Genomic DNA, 18,503 nt, shown 5'->3' with positions numbered 1-18,503 from the left:
TTAAAGCTTGATCAAACAGAATAGATTAGAGGTACTTAATCCAAGCCTGAGTGCTGTGTTTTTTATACTCGCTAAATCGCTTAACGGGATAATACAATGCGATGGCTAACACGCCCGCGATAAACCAAACCCATCCTATATTGCTCACGCCAAAGTACTCACCATGGTTTGCGCCAAAGATGAATTTCGCTAAAGTATAAAGCAGTAACAGCACGTACAAATGTAAGATATAGAAGAACATAGGGACTGAGCCAAACACAGACAACCCATGGCCCACTCGCGCTAATCTCCCACCCACTTTCCCACTTGATGCAAAATACCGCTCAAAGGCCACTAAGCAAAAAAACATGCCGCCTAAGGTCACCAGTAAAAAGCTTAATGATGGCGGGTATTTCGTTAAATTGAATACCGACATTAAGGTTTCACCCAAATGTGCCCCCGACTGCCAAGGCAAGGTTTCGCCATAAAGGTTAAACCCACGTAGTACCGCAAAAAGTACCCAACAGCTGATCCCTAAAAACAGCAGCTTTTGCTGGCGAGCCAATGTATCAAGATGGCTTCCGTTCGGTTTATTACTAAAAAGAGGCCCTGCAACATAACCCAGTAAAATCACCCCAATCCAAGGCAGCACGGGATAACTCACCTTAACCCTAAGCGCACCTTCGCTGACGAGATAACCGCGGTCGTGCAATATGGTCCACAGACCGTAAGCCCACTCATTGGGCTGAAAACCAATTGGCGTCAACAGATTATGGCCAAAAACAATCGCAAATCCTAAAAGGGCCATCCAAGGTCTAGGCAGGTTTATCAGCGCAGCGAGCGCTAACATACTCAGACCAATCACCCAAATCACCTGCAACCAAAGGGTGTAATAGCTGACCATCCAAGAGAGGTTAGAGAAGTTAATCACTAAAATTTCCAGCGCGATTAAAAACAGCCCGCGTTTAATCAAAAACATACGTGCTGAACGTGGCTCGCCATGGCTACGATTGGCATAAAGCCATGCAGAAACCCCGGTTAAGAACACAAAGACCGGCGCACAAAAATGGGCGGCAAAGCGACTCACAAAAAGCCCCCAAGAGGTCGAACTCAAATCCATAGGATCGCTCACCTGCATGTGAAAGAAAAACCGCTCCCGCACATGGTCGAGTAACATGATAAGCATCACCATGCCGCGCATCATATCGATACTATTAATCCGGGTGCGGCCAATAGAACGACCCAGTTCTTGCTCAGCAAAACCTGAAGATAACGCTGGGTTAGCGCTGATATTAGAATTCATAGCTAACACTCACTTTAATGCTACGTGGCTCACCCGGCACGGCCCAAAGAGCGGAATAGCTACTCGCGATGTAATGTTCATCCAGTAAGTTATCCAGATTCACTCCAAGGCTTAAGTTGTCGCTTAAGTGGGTGTTCATAAACAACCCAACTAACTGATAAGAAGGCAATTGAAAACTCGGATCGGCAGAATCACCGAGACGCGAATCCACATAACGCCAGCTAAGCCCTAGATGACCATCAATAGAAAGCCTATTCAAATCCTGTTTCAGAATCACACTCGCGGTATGCTTTGGCACATTCACCAGTGGACTGCCTGCAGGAATGAGCACGCCCCAATCAGGATTCAAGCTGTCATTGGCGGTACGGGTATTAAGATAGGCATAGGATAATTTTGCTTGTAAATCCTCCGTCAGTTCGGCGGCTAAATCGAGTTCAACCCCGCTACTTTTAGCTTTACCTAAGGTGGCAGAAAAACCAACATTGATAGGATCTGAGGTCAAGATATTGCTCTTTTTGGCATCGAACACGGCTAAACTACCGTTTATAGGAAGATCGTTTAACCAAGTACCATTAAACTTCATCCCCAGTTCAACCGACTGACTCTCTTCCGCTTCGAAGGGCTTACCCGCAAAGTCAGTTCCAGAAAGCGGTAAAAAGCCTTCAGAATAAGAGCTATAGAAACTTAAGGCATCGGACCATAAATACACCAGACCCACCTTGGGGCTGACTCGACTATCGGTTTGCTCTGACAGAGTATCTTTCGCGACTTCACTGATATCTTGCTGATAACTATCGAACCTTAGCCCAAGGTGCAACTTCCACTTTTCAGTTAAATCCATTTGATCTTGCAGATAGGTCCCCCACGCCTTTTGAGTCTCGTTATTCTCATACAACAAACTCACCTCTGGCTGAAGCCCACCGTATTGAGGGGCATAGATATCGATGGCGTATTCACCTTTTTTGCCCCGATAACGATACAGTCCTGTCTTCAAATTGTAGTGATAGGCATCGGCACCGAGCAGTAAATTATGACGAATAAAACCCGTATCCACATGACCACTTAACTCTAGACGCAGCGAATTATCCTCAGAGGCGTAGTCACGATATCTGTGCTGCCTAGTCAGCGTGCGATCATCATCAAATAGCGATTGCCGCCCCTTTGCTAACTCGGCATCAGACGAATACCCCTTCAAGCTAGAGTCTCGATAGTTATAGCCAGCAGTTAATGACCAATCATCATTTAATTCATAGTCATAGGTCAGCTGATGCCCTGTGGCATTCACCTCCGTTGCGCCATCATTAGGTTCACCTAAATAACGCGAGCGTGGTACGGTATTAATATCGTTATTGAGCACAATAATGCCGCGATCGAATAGCTGTTCCTGCTTGAGGTATTCCATTTCATACAGCAAGGAAGCTTTTTCGGAAATCTGCCAACGCATAGACGGCGTAACGATTTTTTTATCGCTAAACACATAATCACGAAAACTATCGTGTTCCTGCCAAGCGCCATTAATCCGAAATGCCAAGTTATCGGTTAAACCTGAGGTCACATCACCTTCTAACCGATATTGGTCGAAACTCCCAGCCGATGCTTTTAAATAACCACTGGTTTGATACTGAGGTTTCTTAGTCACAATATTGACTGTGCCACCGGGTTCCGAGCGGCCATAAAGTGCCGAACCTGGGCCTTTTAAAATCTCGACATAGGCAACGTTTGATAAATCTCTATGACCACTAAAACCTCGGCCACCATTAAAGCCATTGATTAAATACCCCGATGGCATGTTTTCGTTGCCCGGAAAGCCTCGTAGGGAAAAACTATCCCATAAGCCGCCGCCATTATTTTGCCGCGCCACACTGGCAGAATAGTCCAGTACATCTTGAAACCGCGTCAGCCCCGCATCTTTTATCAATTGCTCGTCTAACACACTGATCGCTTGGGGAAGTTCAGTTGAGGACACATTGCCACGATAGGCTTGGCGATAGTGGATACTTAAACGTTCAATATCAGTGTCAAGCACTGCGTCACTCACAGTATCAATAGCTTGTGAACTCGATTGGCTGCTTTCTGCGGCCAACAACATTGAAATAGGATTGAGCACAAACAAAGCGCCCAGCAACAGCGCAGTGCGCTTAGGGGCATAAAAAGAAGTCATTTTCACTCCGAAAATAAACAGCATGGGCGCCTTAGCTAAGCCAAGGCGCTCAAAGTTAATTAAGATAAATTGAATAAACAGTAACTTATGCTGTTATGGGCGGAGCACGACTATTGAAGAAACGACTAAAAGGTCGCTTAAAGGAAACGGCCTGAAACTCAACCGAGATATAACCCTGCTGAGCGAGTTGAAAATGAAAGGGTGTACTGGTTAGCGCATGTTGCAACTGGTGCTGATGTAAGCACAGCGAACAATTGGCCTTGGAGTCTTCACTAGCATGGGAAACACTGTGAACAGCAATGGCAACAGACAATAGCACCAATATGGCTGCAAGCCATATTGCTAGGGTGCGTCTTGTTTGTATCACACTATTCAAACCCTACTTCCTCAGATAATTTGGCAGGCGATTGTATGTTAAGCACTACTAAAGTTGCAAACCGATTTACCTAAGCCGTAGGGCTTAAATGTTACAAGAGGTAACTTATCTCATGAGTCATTAGCTATGCCGTCCATAGACTATTTGCAGCCTGCTACTTTACATAACCCTTTAACACATCATCAATCATGATATTAAGGGATGTTATGCCCGCACCTGTGATATACCAAGCCTCTGGATCCACAAAAATAACATTCCCCGTCTTCCAAGCATTGGTCTCACGCAAGAGAGGGTTATCTATGGACTGTTTATCCAATACTGGGCTTCGCTCCATCACTGCGGTTCTGTCAACCACGTAAATGATGTCGGGATTGTTTTCAAGAATAAACTCGCTTGATACAGGTTGACCGTGCAATCCCATCTGCTCTGATAAGCTAGCGGGTTTAACCCCTAGCGCACTGTAAATGAACCCATAGCGTGAACGAATACCTAAAAATCGAAAAGCGCCATTATTATGTAGCACCACCAATGCTTTTTCTGGCCTGTCCTTAATGACCATTCTGGCGGCTTGGATCTTAGTTTCCAGTTCATCCACTTTATGTTTTGCCAAGGTTTGCTTATCGAATAATTTACCCAGCATCAATAAGTGTTTTGTGACTATATCAAAGTAATCGCTGTTGCTGTCTTGGTAATCAATATCCAAATGAATGGTTGGTGCCAAATTGGAAAGCGCTTGATAATGACTAGCTTGAACGGATGACATCAGCACCAAATCGGGTTTAAGTGCATAAATACGTTCCATATTGGGTTGAACGATAGCACCTAAATCAACGATATCACTATTGTTGCTGTAATCTTTCAGGTAATAAGGAACAAAATCCTTTGGCATACCGACAATGGGAATACCCAACTGTTCGAGATAGTCGACTTCATTCATATCTAGGGCCGCAACGCGTACTGGCCGTTTTGTAATAACAGTAGTGCCCAGCTTATGCTCTACCTCTATCGGGGCAAAATCCAACTCAGCCGTTGAAGCACTCGTATCCGATGATGCAAGTTGTACTGATTCGGTTTTATTATCGCAGGCCAGCAAAAAAGCCGAGCTAAATAACAGAATCGCTATCACTTTAGTCCCACTTCTACATTTCGACGTCACTTGTATTCTCCTTGTAAGTTGAAGTTGAAATAGTTACATACTGTTCCTTGGTTCGTTTTCAGCACCTCAAGATCCAGTTCGTACAGTGCTTTTAACCTTTGTGCTGTGACGACCTCTTCAACGGGTCCAGCGCAGTGCACAACGCCTTGCTTCATACCGACAATATAGTCGGAGTAGTTAGCCGCAAAATTGATATCGTGAACCACTAACACTACCGTTCGTTTGTAATCGTCACACAGATGGCGAAGTGCCCGCATGATGCTAACGGCATGTTTCATATCCAGATTGTTGAGCGGTTCATCTAACAATAAATAATCCGTTTGCTGCGCAATCGCCATTGCCAGAAAAGCCATTTGGCGTTGTCCGCCGCTAAGTTCATCAATAAATACATTGGCTAATGACTGTAAAGCTAAAAACGACAGAGCTTCATCAATGGCGCGATGATCTTCCTTTGTGAGTGCCCCTTGGCTATAGGGAAAACGACCAAATGCCACTAACTCCCTGACCGTCAGGCGTAAATTGAGGCTGTTAAACTGACGCATGGTTGCCACTTGCTTGGCATAATCCTTCAAGGGAATATTGTGGATAGCAGTACCTTTGAGTAATACCTCGCCCTGCTGGATATTCAGTAACCGACCAATAGACATCAGTAAGGTACTTTTGCCGGCACCGTTAGGGCCGATGAGAGAAGTCATCTGATGTTCGGGAAATTGTGCCGTGACATTTTTTAGCACAGGTTTCGCGCCATAAGACTGATATAAGTTATTGACGGTTATCACACTGCGCTCCGAGGTTTAAGAATTAAGACAAAGAAATAGGCGCCACAAAATAGATTAATTAATAGCCCAACACTGGTTTGATAATTAAACAGATGCTCAACGAGCATTTGCGCGATCAGAAAAACCGAGATAGCAACGGCGCATCCTGTTATCAAAGTAAATGAGTGCGACGGATGCCTTGCCAGTGCATAGGCCATGTTCGCGACAAATATCCCCATAAAAGCAGTCGGCCCCACTAAACTGGTTGATATTGCGACCAATACCGCGATAAGACCCAATAGCAGGCGCACCACTTTTTGATAATCAATACCAAGAGAGATAGCTTGCTCCCGCCCCATCAGTAATACATCAAGTACAGCACGCACTCTCCAAGCGGCAATACACACGGCACTGACAAGTACTAGAGAGATAAGCAATTGCTCTGGTTGAGCGCGGTTGAACGACGCTAAGCTGTAGCTCTGGAAAATAGAAAATTCACCAGGACTGATAGAATATTGGATTAACTGAGTAAAACTGCCTAACACCACAGTGAGTACTAAGCCCACAAGCAGTAGGAAGAACACATCATGTCGATCCCCACTAAATAGCCAACGATGAATCGCCATTGAGTAAAGCAACATCACCACGACTGAGACAAAGAAATTGCTGTTAGCGGTGATCAGAATACTGCTGCCCGTCCCTAAGATAAGGATCAACAGAGCCTGCAAAATCAAGTAAACCCCTTCATACCCCATGATAGATGGCGTTAAAATGCGATTTCCGGCTAAGGTCTGAAACAGTATCGAAGAAAACGCAATACAGACACCACCAAGGCAAATAGTGCCCAAACGCACCAATCGATTCGGTATGACATAGTCAAAATCAAAGCCTGAGCCCATCAATAAAAATGTGACTGCCAACATAATAGGCAGCCCCCAGCTCAAAAAACGCCATGCACTGTCTTTCATTTGATTTTCCAAACGATAACTAGAAATATGAGTCCACCTAAACAGCTTGCTGTTAGACCTATAGGAATTTCGAAGGGATACAAAACAAGCCGACCAAGCAAGTCACAGATAATCAGTAGTGTTGCGCCAGCAAAGGCGATAATAGGCAAGGTACGTTTTAAATTATCGCCGTAACGCATAGCGACAAGATTAGGAATAATCAAACCAATAAATGGAATGCTCCCGACTGTGATAACTGTGGTCGCTATGGTCAGGGAAACCAGCACTAACCCTAAGATAACTAGGTTGAAATAACTCAGGCCTAGTGTGGTAGTCAAGCCTTCGCCCATTCCTACAATGGTAAAGCGCTGTGCATAAAGGTAGGTCAGTATGACTACGGGAAGGATCAGATAGATGATTTCGTAGTTACCCTGCACGATTTTTGAAAAATCACCCAACATCCATCCCTGCATACTCTGCATCATATTGTTTTGATAAGCATAAAGTTCCGCTATCGCACTGAGTACACTGCCAAACATAATCCCAATAATTGGAATGAGCACCGGACTCTTATACCGAATACCACGAATAATCAGAATAAAAGCTAAGCTCGCAAGCAGGCAAAAAACCAAAGCCCCCAACATTCTGGCGGTGCCCCCCATACTCGGGGCATGAATGATTGAAATTAATAGGCCTAGTTTGGCGGCATCAAGCCCGCCACAAGTAGCAGGTTCAACAAACTTGTTTTGCACAATCTGCTGCAATATCACGCCACAGACAGCGAGCCCTACACCTGAGCAAATCAAGGCAAAGAGCCGCGGCAGACGACTCGCAGATAACACCAACCAGACATCATCCGATAACGTCAGCATCTGCGTTACAGATGCATACTTTGCGCCTAGCAGCAATGAGGCAAAACAAAGCACAAAAAAGCACGTCAGTGCATAAACCACCTTCACAAACTGATACTTCCTATACGTAATAAATCTTGTACTAATCTGCAGCCGCTATGAAATTTTCATATCGACGCGCTATGTTTGAGCCTTATCGGATCCCCCAGCCTTTTGGGCATGGGTAACGGCAATCCCCGCTAACACTAAGTCACGTTTTCGCTCCCACCATTTGCGGGCGCCCACCTTCATGATGTCTACCATCGCATTTATCTGCTCAGCTTTATCAGGGAGCTTGGTGGCTTCATCTTCCCAAATTGCGATAATTCGCTCTTTACGTGTCCGGCCATCTGCTTCTGGTTTAGTGGTTGACCACCATCCCAAAAAGCACTCCCCCACCATGTCAACTAAGATATCAACGGCAAGCACTGCCTCATCGAGGGAGAAGCCTTTGCGTTGCAGCTTTTCGACCGATTCAGCAAAAGAACGTATACCCGATGACGGGGTAACACTGGCCTGATGAATAGATTCAGCGAGGCCAGGATGACGCTCATACAGTGCCCAAATGGCATCGGTCAATATGATCAATTCGCTCCGCCAATCGGTGGCCGCTGGCGCTCGCCAGTCAAGCTCATTGATAGCAAGCTCAGCAGCAATGGAGATAACATCATTCCGACCTGCTACGTGATGGTAGAGGGAAGAATGATCGACCTTTAAATGCGCGGCTATAGCAGGGATGGTCGCTTGATCAACCCCAATCTCCAACGCAGCTCTGGCGATAGCCTCACGGGAAATACGGCTTGGTCTACCACGCTGGCGTTTTTGAGTAAGTTGCTCCGGTACTTGTGTCATATCGATAAGGTTTCCAAGGCAAAAAAGCCATTCTAACCGCTCTTGCTACCCGCTGCATGGCAATAGCCAATACCGCGGGTAGAAGCTAGCCGCTAAAACTTCGCCCTAACGCCTACACCTATTTCTCGAGGTTCAAGTAAATATGCATCCACGCCTCCGGTACTTCTGTCAGCCATTTTTGCCACGGGTGCACGTTCATCCAGCAAATTGCGTGCATAAACAAAGGCTTCAAAATATTGGTTGATTTGATAGGAAGAATTCAGGTTTACCGTAGTGTAAGATCCCACTCTTAACTCTGGCTCATTGGTATCCGTTGAAAAGTATCCATCCGTATGGCGCACATCACCGCTCAGTTTGATAGTGTCTGTGATTGAATAGTCAAACCCTATATTAAACATATATCCCGGCGCTTTACTAAACTCGTTGCCGACAAACTCCTCGCCACGGTAGTCATTAAATTCACTTATCTCAGTTTCAAGTAAACCCAGCCCACCATATAGGCTAAAACTATCGACCACTTTAAAGTTCCAATCTAATTCAATCCCATAGCTTTGCGCCTCATCGGCATTAATAATGACAGAACCAAAGGGACGTCCATCGAGGTAGTCAGTAACAGAACGTTGTGAATCCTTAAAGCGGGTGTAAAAGAGATTGCTATTTATGATTAAGCGCTGTTCAAGCAGATCGATACGGGTAAAAAGTTCATAGTTCCATGCCGATTCGGCATCGAATGTATAATATTCGCCGCCGCGAAAGTTAATGCCTGTGCCCCCAGGAATGTTACCTTCACTGATCATCGCGCCGACTAAGACGTTATCTGTCAGATCATAGGACAGGGCAACCTTAGGTAATAACGCCGTAAACGTTTCTTCATATTGATGGCGCACACCTGGGATGTAGCTGGCAATACCATCGTGGCTAATTTCATCAGACTGATAACGGAGTGCGCTGGTGAATGCCCACTTGGGTGAGAAGCGCCATATGACTTCACCGTAGGGGGCAAAACTGGTATGTCTCAGGTCGGCGTCGGCATTACCAAATACGTTGTTCAGCTTGTTGTTGGTTTTATCATCCCAGTAGAAGACACCGGCAACCCCACTAAATTCTGAACTTTTGTCACCAAAGTTCAGCCTTATATCATTCGAAAAGTTTTCATTATCTCGTTTTGCGATCCCTTGATAAGGTGCTGCGAACCGATAATCAAACTGCCCTTCTGAATACTGCAGTTGGTTATGCAACTTCATCCCATTGTCGAACACATATTCAAGATCAAAAATTCCAACATGATTGCTGACTTCTTGATTATCCTGAAAAATTGAACGATTTTCTAAGTCATCATAGGGTTCTGATACCACCTCGTTTCTGGGACGTTTAGCCTCAGTGGAGGAATAAGTCAGCATGGCGGAAAAGTTGCTGTATTTTTCGGGTTCCCATAACAACTTCGCCCGTAGATTTTGGTTTTTAAACTCAAAATCTAAATCATGGGCAGTAAAATCGGGGTTAACGTAATCAACAAAAGTATCTCTAGCGCTGTAATCTGCGCTAATTCTTGCGGCAAAGTCATTACTTAGCGCACCGGACGCCATGACCGAAAAGCGCTTCTTATCCCGACTGCCATAAAGTGCTTGCGCTGCAAATTCTGGCGTATAAGTGGGATTATGGGTATGGATCACTACAGCGCCAGCAATACTGTTGGCTCCTTGACTGGTCGTTTGCGGACCACGGTAAACTTCAATAGACGACACATCCCACACGCCAGCGGCACCTAAATCCAGTTCTGCGGGGCTCAGATATTTACCATCAACACTGATAGTTGCCCCGGGTACAGGCTTAGATAAATAGGCATTACCCGCTGCAACAGGCCCTTTGGTATCCGTACCGCGGATAATGGGCGCATCGGTATTTCCGGCATAAATTAAGTTTGGCGTACCGCCGAGAATTTCAGAAATCGTTGATTGGTCGGCATTTTTCCTCAACTGTTCTTCAGTGATGACCGTCACTGAACTCGCAGTTTCTTTCAGCGTGCGCTCGATTTTCTGACCGTAAACTGTGATGACTTCAATATTTCCCGCTGCATCTTGTTGCTTGGATTGCTTATCTGGAGCAGTTCCACTGTCAGCAATAGTTGAGCCTGAAATAGCGCTAAGCCCCAGCGCAAGAGAACCGATAACCCACTTTGATTGTGGGTAAAACTTACCAAATCGGGGCATGTGTAATAACTCCTTATACGAAAGATTTGTTGCCAATGAGAATAGTTATCAATTATATTATCGCCGTTCAAAACATTTATCAACACTGTGTTGATAAATAAAAATGACCGCTTAATATGGTCGCCATCTCATGGCGGTTCAATTTTTATGAAACAAGGAATTTGGCTCGTGGATGTTCATTTGCCCATAAACTCTGGCACTCAGACTATTTTTTACTCTGCAATATCAAGACTTCATCGCTTCATTGGCCTTGTGTTAATCACACTTTCCAGACCGAAGCCCAGCCTGTTCCACTTCGATTTTTTAGGTGAACATTAAAATGCAGCGACTTTTCAGTCCCACTTCAACATTAGCCTTCGCCCTACGTCCGGCGATTCCCGCACTCACTTTCGGAATGCTGCTAGCGGCAGGTGCTGGCGTGACGACACTAGGTGCACTCTGGTGCATGATTCAACTTATTGCAGGCCATCATTCGCTATGGTTAGCGGGGGCGCTCATATTTGGGGTCGTGTCAGCGTTGCTATCAGCTGGCGCATCTTGGGTTAACCACAATGCTGAGGCGCAATTTTCTGGAAGATTAAGGCGTCATGTTGCAGCGCATCTTGTTAGGTTGCCACCAAGCACCTTGGCAAAATATAAGGGCGAAAAGTTAAAGCGATTAATGGTCGATGACATAGCGTCATTGCATCATATGATCGCGCATTTACCCTCTGAGCTAGCGACCTTTATCATTGTCCCTGCCATCACTATTGGTTTGCTGATCTTAAGTGCGGGCTTAGTGGCATTACTTGCCCTTATCCCAGGTCTAGTCGCCGCACTTTTCTATTTGGTGGTGATCCCAAGGCTTGCTGCAAAACAGGGGGAAGCACGAGTCAATGTGATGGGAAATATCACTGCAGCAGTAGATGACTACGCCCGTGGTGCGCCTGTATTTCGCATTTATGGCGCACAAACTGGTGCTATGGCCGATTACCAAAAGGCAACGACACATTTTATTAGGGATATTCTTGAGCGGGTAAGCAAGGTATCAACTTCAGTCGCCGTGGCCACGTCACTACTGCAGGCAGTTTGTACTTTTGCCATTGTCTATGCCATCGGGTATGAATGGCCCCCAGAAAACCTTGCTGCAGCCTTGTTCTTCAGTCTGGCCATAGTCACGCCAGCCCTAAAGCTCGGGCATGGGCTTGATTATCTCGCCACGGGCCGCGCTGCCGCTCAGCGGCTAACGGATTTTCTTGAGCAGTCGAGAGTCCCTGTTGGTAGCGGCAATATTGAGCTTAATACACCTATGCCGCTCACCCTCACGAATGTTGTGCCTTCACTGTCTACAAGCAATCAATCTGTGCCCATTAACTATCAATTTAGATCTGGCAGAGTGACAGCAGTTACAGGGATCAGTGGTGTTGGTAAATCCACATTACTGCGCTTATTAGCTGGCATGGAGCCGCTACATGCCGGAGATATTCGACTCGCTGGTATGGTACTCAAAGAGATGGATGAAGCCTCGATTAATCGCGCGATCATGCTATTACCGCAAAGTGCGGGACTACTGGCAACCTCCATCGCCGACAATCTCGCGCTCACCGCACCTTATGCCACGGATGACGATTACTTAGCAGCATTACACTGCGCGCAATTGGATAAACCCTTAAATACTCATGCAAGCACACTGTCTGGCGGTGAAATACAACGCGTTAATCTTGCCCGTGTGTTTCTTTCACCCGCTAGGGTGATATTGCTTGATGAACCCACATCGGCCCTAGACAGCGAAACGGCGTTTAACGTGTTCACAGCGCTACGCCATCACGCAAAAACAAACCACAAAACGATTGTGATGGTCACCCATGACTTAACGCTTGCCGAGTTGGCGGATGACAAGCTCGCACTCAAGCATCATCACAGGGAAGGAGAAAGCCAATGATAAATCGTCCCCAAGATTACGCAGCCATAAAACACTTAATACCTGTTGCCTGCGGTTGGGCTGTGGCGGCCATATTGGAAGCGGCATGCTACATTCAACTGGCTTTAGCCATTACTCAGCAGCAATCGCCGCAAAAACTGCTATCGATTGCCGCAATAACCATACTCACCACAATACTGGCTTCGCGTTCAGGTTTTTGGGCTGGCGCAAGGCTCGCCAATGCGCTCTACAGTGCATTAGGCACGACCATGCAACAAGCTAAACTCTCTTGGTTTACACCGAGTGTCAGGACACTACTCATAGAAACTGTCTCTCGGAGTATTCCTGGCTTTATGAGTATTCCGGCACATCAATTTCAGGTATTTATTCATGCACCGCTTATTCCGCTCTGCATTACCTTTGGCATAGGATTGATCGGTGGCATGCCACTGGTACTGATGTTGGCGAACTTGTTGCTCGTGTCATTTGTGATTCAGTGTATGGCGCAACGAGCCCTTGCCCGCGCAGATATGGACCGAAACAACACTGAATTGGCAGCAGATCAGTCAACCCTTGAACTGATCGACCACCTAGAGTTACTGCGCACAGCAGCAGGTTATAGCGGCGCAACAACACGGTTGGAGCAAAGCTGGCAAACACAAGAAATCGCACTGGAACGAACTAATCGCGCCGCTGCTATAGCAACATTACTGTCGGCTATCGCCAGCTTTTTACCTATTGCAGGCATGGCACTCTACCTGGTGCTATCCGGTATAAACAATACGATAATGCTGCTCGCTGTTTTGATGTTGACCATGCGCGCGGCGGCGCCACTTGAGACTCTCGCCGTGGCGGCAATAAGCATTAATGATCAGCTAGCGGCTATTAAACACTATCGACAAGCGACTCATGCGCCAACGCTCAAAGAGCCAAGCCAAGCGCAACAAAAGACACCGAACAATCATACAATCGAACTGAATAACGTAACATTTCCTTCTGCGGTGCAAAATATCAATGCCACTATCGAGCCAGGTGAACGCGTGCTGATTTGTGGCCCGAGCGGTTCAGGTAAAACCAGCTTACTTAAGTTATTGATGCGCTTTGATGATCCCACCCTAGGCCTGATCACTTTGGGCAAGGTGCCACTCACGTCAATCCCTGCTGCTGAACTTGCCCGCTTTTTCGCCTATGTGCCGCAGGATCCACTCATCTTTACAGGTACCATTGCCAGTAATATTCGCATTGGTAACCCTGATGCCGACGATCAAGCCGTAGATAAAGCGGCACGCCAAGTGGCGCTAGATGAAGTATTAGACAGATCAGAACTGGGCATTTACCAAGAAGTCGGCCTGCAAGGCGCAGGGTTATCGGGAGGGGAACGCCAAAGGCTTGCCTTAGCACGCGCGCTTATCAAAAATGCACCGATTCTGATAATGGATGAGGCCACCTCGGCATTGGATGAAGAGACAGAAAAGCGTGTAGCCAAGGCTATTTGTGAACAGAGTTGTACACTGGTTTTAGTTTCGCACCGAAACCAATCACTTTGGCAGCCAACCAAGATAATAGAATTTCATCAATCAGTTGCCTCAAAGTAGGATCGGCTTTCTACGCATTAAAAAACTGAATTACAGATGTCTTACACAGATTATAGTGATTAATTTGTCGTTACTGACCAACATATCAATGAGTTATGTACTGCAGCCGAAATGACATGAATCATTTCGACTGCAGTTATTGCTCGTGCAAAGGAAGATGAGCATCGCTGTAGAACCGACCAAGCCTTGTTGGCATAACGCTCACTGAATCAAAGCATAAATACTCGAACTTCCTCTCGCTTTTGAGCTTTAAAATCCCTCAAATTATCAGCTACCCGTTAATAAACTAGTAACCATATTTTGCGACAGGGTGCCAGTTTTTATTAACATCCTCTTCAATAAACTTTTGTTTTTCTTTGATTAAATCCGATTCAACTAACCCTATCGCTTGATGGACCTTTTCCTTAGTACTGATATCTGGATAACTAACTTGAGTCACGTTAAGTTGCTTCAATATTCCAGCGAGCAGATGACGTGCTTCGTTCGCTTGTTCGATGGCTTTATCTAAAAGCTGTTTACCTTCTTGTGGATTATGTGCATACAAACCATGTGAAGACATGGCAAAGTCCCAGCGCCACTGACTGTGTCGTATCGCCATAATTGGCTCATTCATATTCTCCCATTTAGCACCTGCATCCCATGCCGCTTTGGCTTCATAGTGGGCCTTGACGAGCAGAGCTTCAACTTCGCGGGCTTTGGTCTCAATCGTTAATTTATTGGCCGCGAGCTTGGTTTCAATTTTGGTTTTACTGCTATGGCAGCCACTGCAACTGTTATCAAAATGCGGTAAGGCTTTATCAACTTTATGACTAGTAAATTCAACACCTTTTGCATCCTGCTGGGTAGGCATATGGCAGGTAATGCAAGTGACACCGACTTCGGCATGTTTACTGCGACTCCAGTGTTCAAACTCAGGATGACGTGCTTTGAGTATGGGCGTTTTCGAAAGAGGATGGATCCATTCGAAGAAGCGGCGAGTGTCATAATATTTTTCAATATCGTCGGCTGTGCTGCCAAAAATCCAGGGAATATTAACAACATTACTTTTTTCCGGACGGAAATAGTAAGTGACATGACACTGACCACATACCTGCGCACCTTGCATATCGGTATCTTGTTTATCGAATGGCAGGTGAATTTTAGCCATAGCCTCTTGGGCATGGGGGCGAGGTAAAGTTAACTTATTAGTGCCAGATTCATGGCAATCACTGCAATACACTACGCTTTGGATCTCTTTGCCCAGATCGGTAAAGTTTTTAGCGGAGTATCCTTCAAATCCCAGTTGTTCAATCAATCTAGGGGCATCCGGTGTCTTACAGGTCCAACAACTGGCGGATAATCCTTTCTCTCCTGCTTTCGGGGGGACACCTGTACGTAAAGTATGCGTCACATCGGCAACGGCAAAATGGTGCCCACGTGGGCTATGGTACTCCTTGGCATAGGAAGATCCTGCCCAGAGTATGATGCTGGCGGGATAATTGGCGAGCATATCCTCACGCTCGACCTGTTCAGAGGTGGCTTGCCAAGATTGATATTGGTTAGGATATTTTTGTTGATTGCTAGTATCGGAAGCCGCTACAGATGTACATGTAGTTATGGCGAGCAAGCAAATCATTTCTAGCAATGTGACTGTTTTAAAATAAGTTTTCACTTTGTATCCTTTTGTCCTAACATCAATATTAACCTGGGCGCCCATCGATACGGGGGCGAGAAAGTATCGGCAAGTAATGCCATACAAACAGTGCAAATGCGATAAACCAGCAACTGCCAGCCAACCATAACCAGACTTGGGTGTGGGCCGGAAACCAGATGGGCATTAATGCCCTGAGCAGTGCCGCTAATGGTAGGCAGATAAATGCCAAGATCATTTTCGGGCCCTCATAAATATTTCGACTTGTGTGCCCGAGTGACACTCTGGAGATCATCGAAAGACACAGGGTAGCCATACAACCAATAGCAAATAGGTGAAGCAAACTGCGATAGGCATATTCATTATCGAGATACCAACTCATGGCTAACAGGCTAAGTGGCAACATTAAATAGGCAAGATGCAAGGACCACAGCATAGGTTCTTTCAGTGTTTTATGGGGTAACCAGCGTGCAAATCGGACCAGCTGCAAGAGCCCCGCAATGAGCAGTAAGCCTCGCTCGACTTCCAGAGGTATAAGGTGGATGAGTGATTGAATGACGAGCAAGATCATCGTCAGGATCAGCGGGTATTCAATCCAAGTTAAGGGATCTGCTTTAGTGGCCTTAATGCGCATCGCGGTAAAAAATGGAATCACACGCCCACCGACTATGGTGATAAGTAAGGCTAACCACCATAACATCGCCTGCCAGATCTGGTTGGCAAGAATAAAGTCGCGCTCAAAAAGGGCGTAATAGCTGACATTGTTAATCACGAGTGCGGCAAACAACATGATCGGAAAACCAATATTGCGCCATTGCTTCACCTTATAAATACAGCGCCATAGGGTAAGGCTTGCCATACCAAGGAACAATGAATCAAACACGGCGGGCAAAATGAGCGGAACTTGCATTGGGAGTAAGAGTAATAATCGTGCCAATAGCCAGCAGCTAAAGGTCAATGCGAGTGGCCATCCCTTTAATGTGGGTTGGTTGGTCCAATTTTGAACGGCAGTCAGCAAAAATCCACACACAATTGCCATAGCGAAACCGAACAGCATTTCATGTGGATGCCACCATAGCGGCAGTATCTTGCTCCAAAAGGATGAAGGGAAAAAGCTATATTGGGGAGTAAACCAAGTTAATAGCCACAAAGGGATATATAGCGCAGCTAATATGGCTCCCCCAAGGAAAAAAGGTCTAAAGCCTAAGCGCCATAACGCGTGAGTACGTTCGGTTTGTGTAGGATCATCAATATTTAGCATAGTTGTTAGCCGAGTTGCAGAACGATGATGAACACACTTAAGATGCATTCAATATGGTCCTTATATTGTACTGTTATGACCTTCAATTCAAACTAAATCTTAGATTTTGGAACTAAGCTCCCAAAGATGAACAAAAAATAAAGTGTCGTGGAATAACCATTTCTGACGGCTAATAGGCTTAATCAATGTACTGCGGGTTCATGACGGACAAAGGTTCAATGCAAACTTTTACACAGGTAACGGCACAAACAGTCACACATTGGTAAATTTTAGATGGGAGAAATACCGTTTTGATTTAAATAACCGTGGCTCTGATTGGCCTATCTTATTTCGAACACAGCCAAGACTTTGATAGCACAGGCAGCTCAATTTATAACGGCGATAACAGTTGCAGATGATTATGTGGTAACTCGCTTTAGCATCGATTATCAAGCTAAAAACTGGCGGATTAGTGACTTCGCCAACAACCTATTTGATGAACAAGCATTGACAGCAAATGAGCCTACTACCGCAGTTATGTGGAGGGTTACGACAGAAAAATGGAAATAGTACCAGCAATTGGTAGCGTTAAAAAATGGCAAGTTATTCAATCCAAGCAAAATCATTTTTTACGCTTTATTCAACACAAAATAAAACGGCTCGCATATTTCTATGCAAGCCGTTGTTTTATTTGGCAGGGGTGGCAGGACTCGAACCCGCAACCATCGGTTTTGGAGACCGCTGTTCTACCAATTGGAACTACACCCCTGTTGACGTGGGGCATTATGCTAAAAGCACTTCCAAAGGTAAAGTACTTTTTATGGCAAAACTCATTAACTGAAGGTTTTTCAAACAAGTTAGGCTATTGCTGTTGATTTAACTGCCACTGAGATTAAAAAGCCATCGCATATTAGCTTAATGACGTAGTAGATACTTAGTTTAGAGCCCATAGGTTAATAGTAACTCGACTAAATGATCCCACAACAAATCAGTTTGATGACGTCGAATAAGTGTGCCGTTTCGGCCATTTTGAGGTGCTTAAGGGTTAAAGACGCGCATTTATCGAAAAAAGATCTGAGTTCGATTTATAAAATCGGCGTTTTATAGTATAAGCATCGTCAATTTCATACACAGCTCGACGGAACCACTCATGTCTGACAAATTTTTCTTCAAGGGTCGTAAAACCCCTAAGCCGAAGCACGAAAGCTATGGCTACAACACTAAGCGTGCCGCTAAACCGGGTACAGAAGCATTACCATTACAATTAATTGTTGCCGACGAAGCGCGTAAACTCGAAGTTGCCGCGATTGTTGCCGAACACCAGCTGTTCGCCAATATCGAAGTCAATGCCGACGTCGCTGAAGATATTGTTGAATTAGAAGGTTTATTAAATAAGCCTAAGACCACGACTTTCGAGAAAAAACCGAATCGTAACGAGCCTTGCGTTTGTGGTAGCGGTCAAAAATTCAAGAAGTGCTGCGGCAAGTAAGCGCTTTCATCAGCGTA

The 18,503-nt window shown here is 45.5% G+C and carries 14 protein-coding genes and 1 tRNA gene; 3 read left to right on the top strand and 12 right to left on the bottom strand.

Annotated elements, in window-relative coordinates:
- Nucleotides 1–25: 25 nt before the first annotated feature.
- The 9 genes from HQQ92_RS03650 to HQQ92_RS03610 form a co-directional block, all read right to left on the bottom strand.
- Nucleotides 26–1,282: a DUF1624 domain-containing protein gene (locus tag HQQ92_RS03650; RefSeq protein ID WP_168822774.1), complete on the bottom strand. Its 1,257-nt coding sequence runs from the start codon at nucleotides 1,280–1,282 to the stop codon at nucleotides 26–28.
- Nucleotides 1,272–3,443 carry a TonB-dependent siderophore receptor gene (locus HQQ92_RS03645; RefSeq protein WP_173243216.1) on the bottom strand — a complete coding sequence of 724 codons (2,172 nt, stop codon included), beginning with the start codon at nucleotides 3,441–3,443 and terminating at the stop codon, nucleotides 1,272–1,274. The genes HQQ92_RS03650 and HQQ92_RS03645 overlap by 11 nt, the downstream gene beginning before the upstream one ends.
- Nucleotides 3,444–3,528: 85 nt before the next feature.
- Nucleotides 3,529–3,819, bottom strand: a complete 291-nt coding sequence (locus HQQ92_RS03640) for a DUF2607 family protein (RefSeq protein WP_028761491.1) — start codon at nucleotides 3,817–3,819, stop codon at nucleotides 3,529–3,531.
- Between the two features lie 154 nt (nucleotides 3,820–3,973).
- A complete protein-coding gene (locus HQQ92_RS03635; protein WP_173243213.1) occupies nucleotides 3,974–4,975 on the bottom strand; it encodes a siderophore ABC transporter substrate-binding protein in 1,002 nt (333 codons plus the stop codon).
- Complete coding sequence (locus HQQ92_RS03630; protein WP_014611499.1) at nucleotides 4,972–5,754, bottom strand: ABC transporter ATP-binding protein; 783 nt, start codon at nucleotides 5,752–5,754, stop codon at nucleotides 4,972–4,974. The genes HQQ92_RS03635 and HQQ92_RS03630 overlap by 4 nt, the downstream gene beginning before the upstream one ends.
- A complete protein-coding gene (locus HQQ92_RS03625) occupies nucleotides 5,751–6,701 on the bottom strand; it encodes an iron chelate uptake ABC transporter family permease subunit (RefSeq protein WP_014611500.1) in 951 nt (316 codons plus the stop codon). Before HQQ92_RS03625 ends, HQQ92_RS03630 begins: the two co-directional genes overlap by 4 nt.
- Entirely contained in the window at nucleotides 6,698–7,639 is a 942-nt protein-coding gene (locus tag HQQ92_RS03620) for an iron chelate uptake ABC transporter family permease subunit (RefSeq protein WP_309247073.1), read from the bottom strand. The genes HQQ92_RS03625 and HQQ92_RS03620 overlap by 4 nt, the downstream gene beginning before the upstream one ends.
- Before the next feature lie 72 nt (nucleotides 7,640–7,711).
- Nucleotides 7,712–8,422 (bottom strand): TetR/AcrR family transcriptional regulator, encoded by a 711-nt coding sequence (locus tag HQQ92_RS03615; RefSeq protein WP_173243210.1) that lies wholly within the window; start codon nucleotides 8,420–8,422, stop codon nucleotides 7,712–7,714.
- 92 nt (nucleotides 8,423–8,514) lie between these two features.
- Nucleotides 8,515–10,632, bottom strand: a complete 2,118-nt coding sequence (locus tag HQQ92_RS03610) for a TonB-dependent receptor (RefSeq protein ID WP_173243208.1) — start codon at nucleotides 10,630–10,632, stop codon at nucleotides 8,515–8,517.
- A 319-nt stretch (nucleotides 10,633–10,951) separates the two neighbouring features.
- Here HQQ92_RS03610 and HQQ92_RS03605 point away from each other — a divergent pair, with 319 nt between their 5' ends.
- Together HQQ92_RS03605 and HQQ92_RS03600 are read left to right on the top strand one after the other, a co-directional pair.
- A complete protein-coding gene (locus HQQ92_RS03605; RefSeq protein ID WP_173243205.1) occupies nucleotides 10,952–12,553 on the top strand; it encodes an ABC transporter ATP-binding protein in 1,602 nt (533 codons plus the stop codon).
- The gene (locus HQQ92_RS03600; protein WP_173243202.1) at nucleotides 12,550–14,127 is read left to right on the top strand and encodes an ABC transporter ATP-binding protein; all 1,578 of its coding nucleotides are present in this window, start codon (nucleotides 12,550–12,552) and stop codon (nucleotides 14,125–14,127) included. Before HQQ92_RS03605 ends, HQQ92_RS03600 begins: the two co-directional genes overlap by 4 nt.
- Before the next feature lie 286 nt (nucleotides 14,128–14,413).
- On the opposite strand, the gene HQQ92_RS03595 is transcribed toward HQQ92_RS03600, so the two are convergent.
- The 3 genes from HQQ92_RS03595 to HQQ92_RS03585 form a co-directional block, all read right to left on the bottom strand.
- The gene (locus HQQ92_RS03595) at nucleotides 14,414–15,823 is read right to left on the bottom strand and encodes an ammonia-forming cytochrome c nitrite reductase subunit c552 (protein ID WP_173248566.1); all 1,410 of its coding nucleotides are present in this window, start codon (nucleotides 15,821–15,823) and stop codon (nucleotides 14,414–14,416) included.
- Nucleotides 15,807–17,018, bottom strand: coding sequence for an NnrS family protein (locus HQQ92_RS03590; protein ID WP_106651390.1), 1,212 nt, complete (start codon nucleotides 17,016–17,018; stop codon nucleotides 15,807–15,809). Before HQQ92_RS03590 ends, HQQ92_RS03595 begins: the two co-directional genes overlap by 17 nt.
- A gap of 671 nt (nucleotides 17,019–17,689) precedes the next feature.
- Nucleotides 17,690–17,766: transfer RNA gene (locus tag HQQ92_RS03585), tRNA-Trp, on the bottom strand.
- Between the two features lie 381 nt (nucleotides 17,767–18,147).
- On the opposite strand from HQQ92_RS03585, the gene HQQ92_RS03580 reads away from it, so the two are divergent.
- The gene (locus HQQ92_RS03580) at nucleotides 18,148–18,486 is read left to right on the top strand and encodes a PBPRA1643 family SWIM/SEC-C metal-binding motif protein (RefSeq protein WP_028761503.1); all 339 of its coding nucleotides are present in this window, start codon (nucleotides 18,148–18,150) and stop codon (nucleotides 18,484–18,486) included.
- The last annotated feature ends 17 nt before the right edge of the window (nucleotides 18,487–18,503 follow it).

It is taken from the genome of Shewanella sp. DC2-4 (assembly GCF_013248875.1).
Lineage (GTDB): Bacteria > Pseudomonadota > Gammaproteobacteria > Enterobacterales > Shewanellaceae > Shewanella > Shewanella oncorhynchi.
The sequence above is the reverse complement of the archived record's forward strand: the minus strand, read 5'-3'. Positions and strand labels throughout refer to the sequence as shown.

What these genes read in the sequence shown, in the direction of transcription:
- HQQ92_RS03650 (WP_168822774.1), bottom strand. Translation starts at nt 1,282, where the DNA reads ATGAATTCTAATATCAGCGCTAACCCAGCGTTATCTTCAGGTTTTGCT.
- HQQ92_RS03645 (WP_173243216.1), bottom strand. Translation starts at nt 3,443, where the DNA reads ATGACTTCTTTTTATGCCCCTAAGCGCACTGCGCTGTTGCTGGGCGCT.
- HQQ92_RS03625 (WP_014611500.1), bottom strand. Translation starts at nt 6,701, where the DNA reads ATGAAAGACAGTGCATGGCGTTTTTTGAGCTGGGGGCTGCCTATTATG.
- HQQ92_RS03615 (WP_173243210.1), bottom strand. Translation starts at nt 8,422, where the DNA reads ATGACACAAGTACCGGAGCAACTTACTCAAAAACGCCAGCGTGGTAGA.
- HQQ92_RS03610 (WP_173243208.1), bottom strand. Translation starts at nt 10,632, where the DNA reads ATGCCCCGATTTGGTAAGTTTTACCCACAATCAAAGTGGGTTATCGGT.
- HQQ92_RS03605 (WP_173243205.1), top strand. Translation starts at nt 10,952, where the DNA reads ATGCAGCGACTTTTCAGTCCCACTTCAACATTAGCCTTCGCCCTACGT.
- HQQ92_RS03600 (WP_173243202.1), top strand. Translation starts at nt 12,550, where the DNA reads ATGATAAATCGTCCCCAAGATTACGCAGCCATAAAACACTTAATACCT.
- HQQ92_RS03595 (WP_173248566.1), bottom strand. Translation starts at nt 15,823, where the DNA reads ATGGGCGCCCAGGTTAATATTGATGTTAGGACAAAAGGATACAAAGTG.
- HQQ92_RS03590 (WP_106651390.1), bottom strand. Translation starts at nt 17,018, where the DNA reads ATGCTAAATATTGATGATCCTACACAAACCGAACGTACTCACGCGTTA.
- HQQ92_RS03580 (WP_028761503.1), top strand. Translation starts at nt 18,148, where the DNA reads ATGTCTGACAAATTTTTCTTCAAGGGTCGTAAAACCCCTAAGCCGAAG.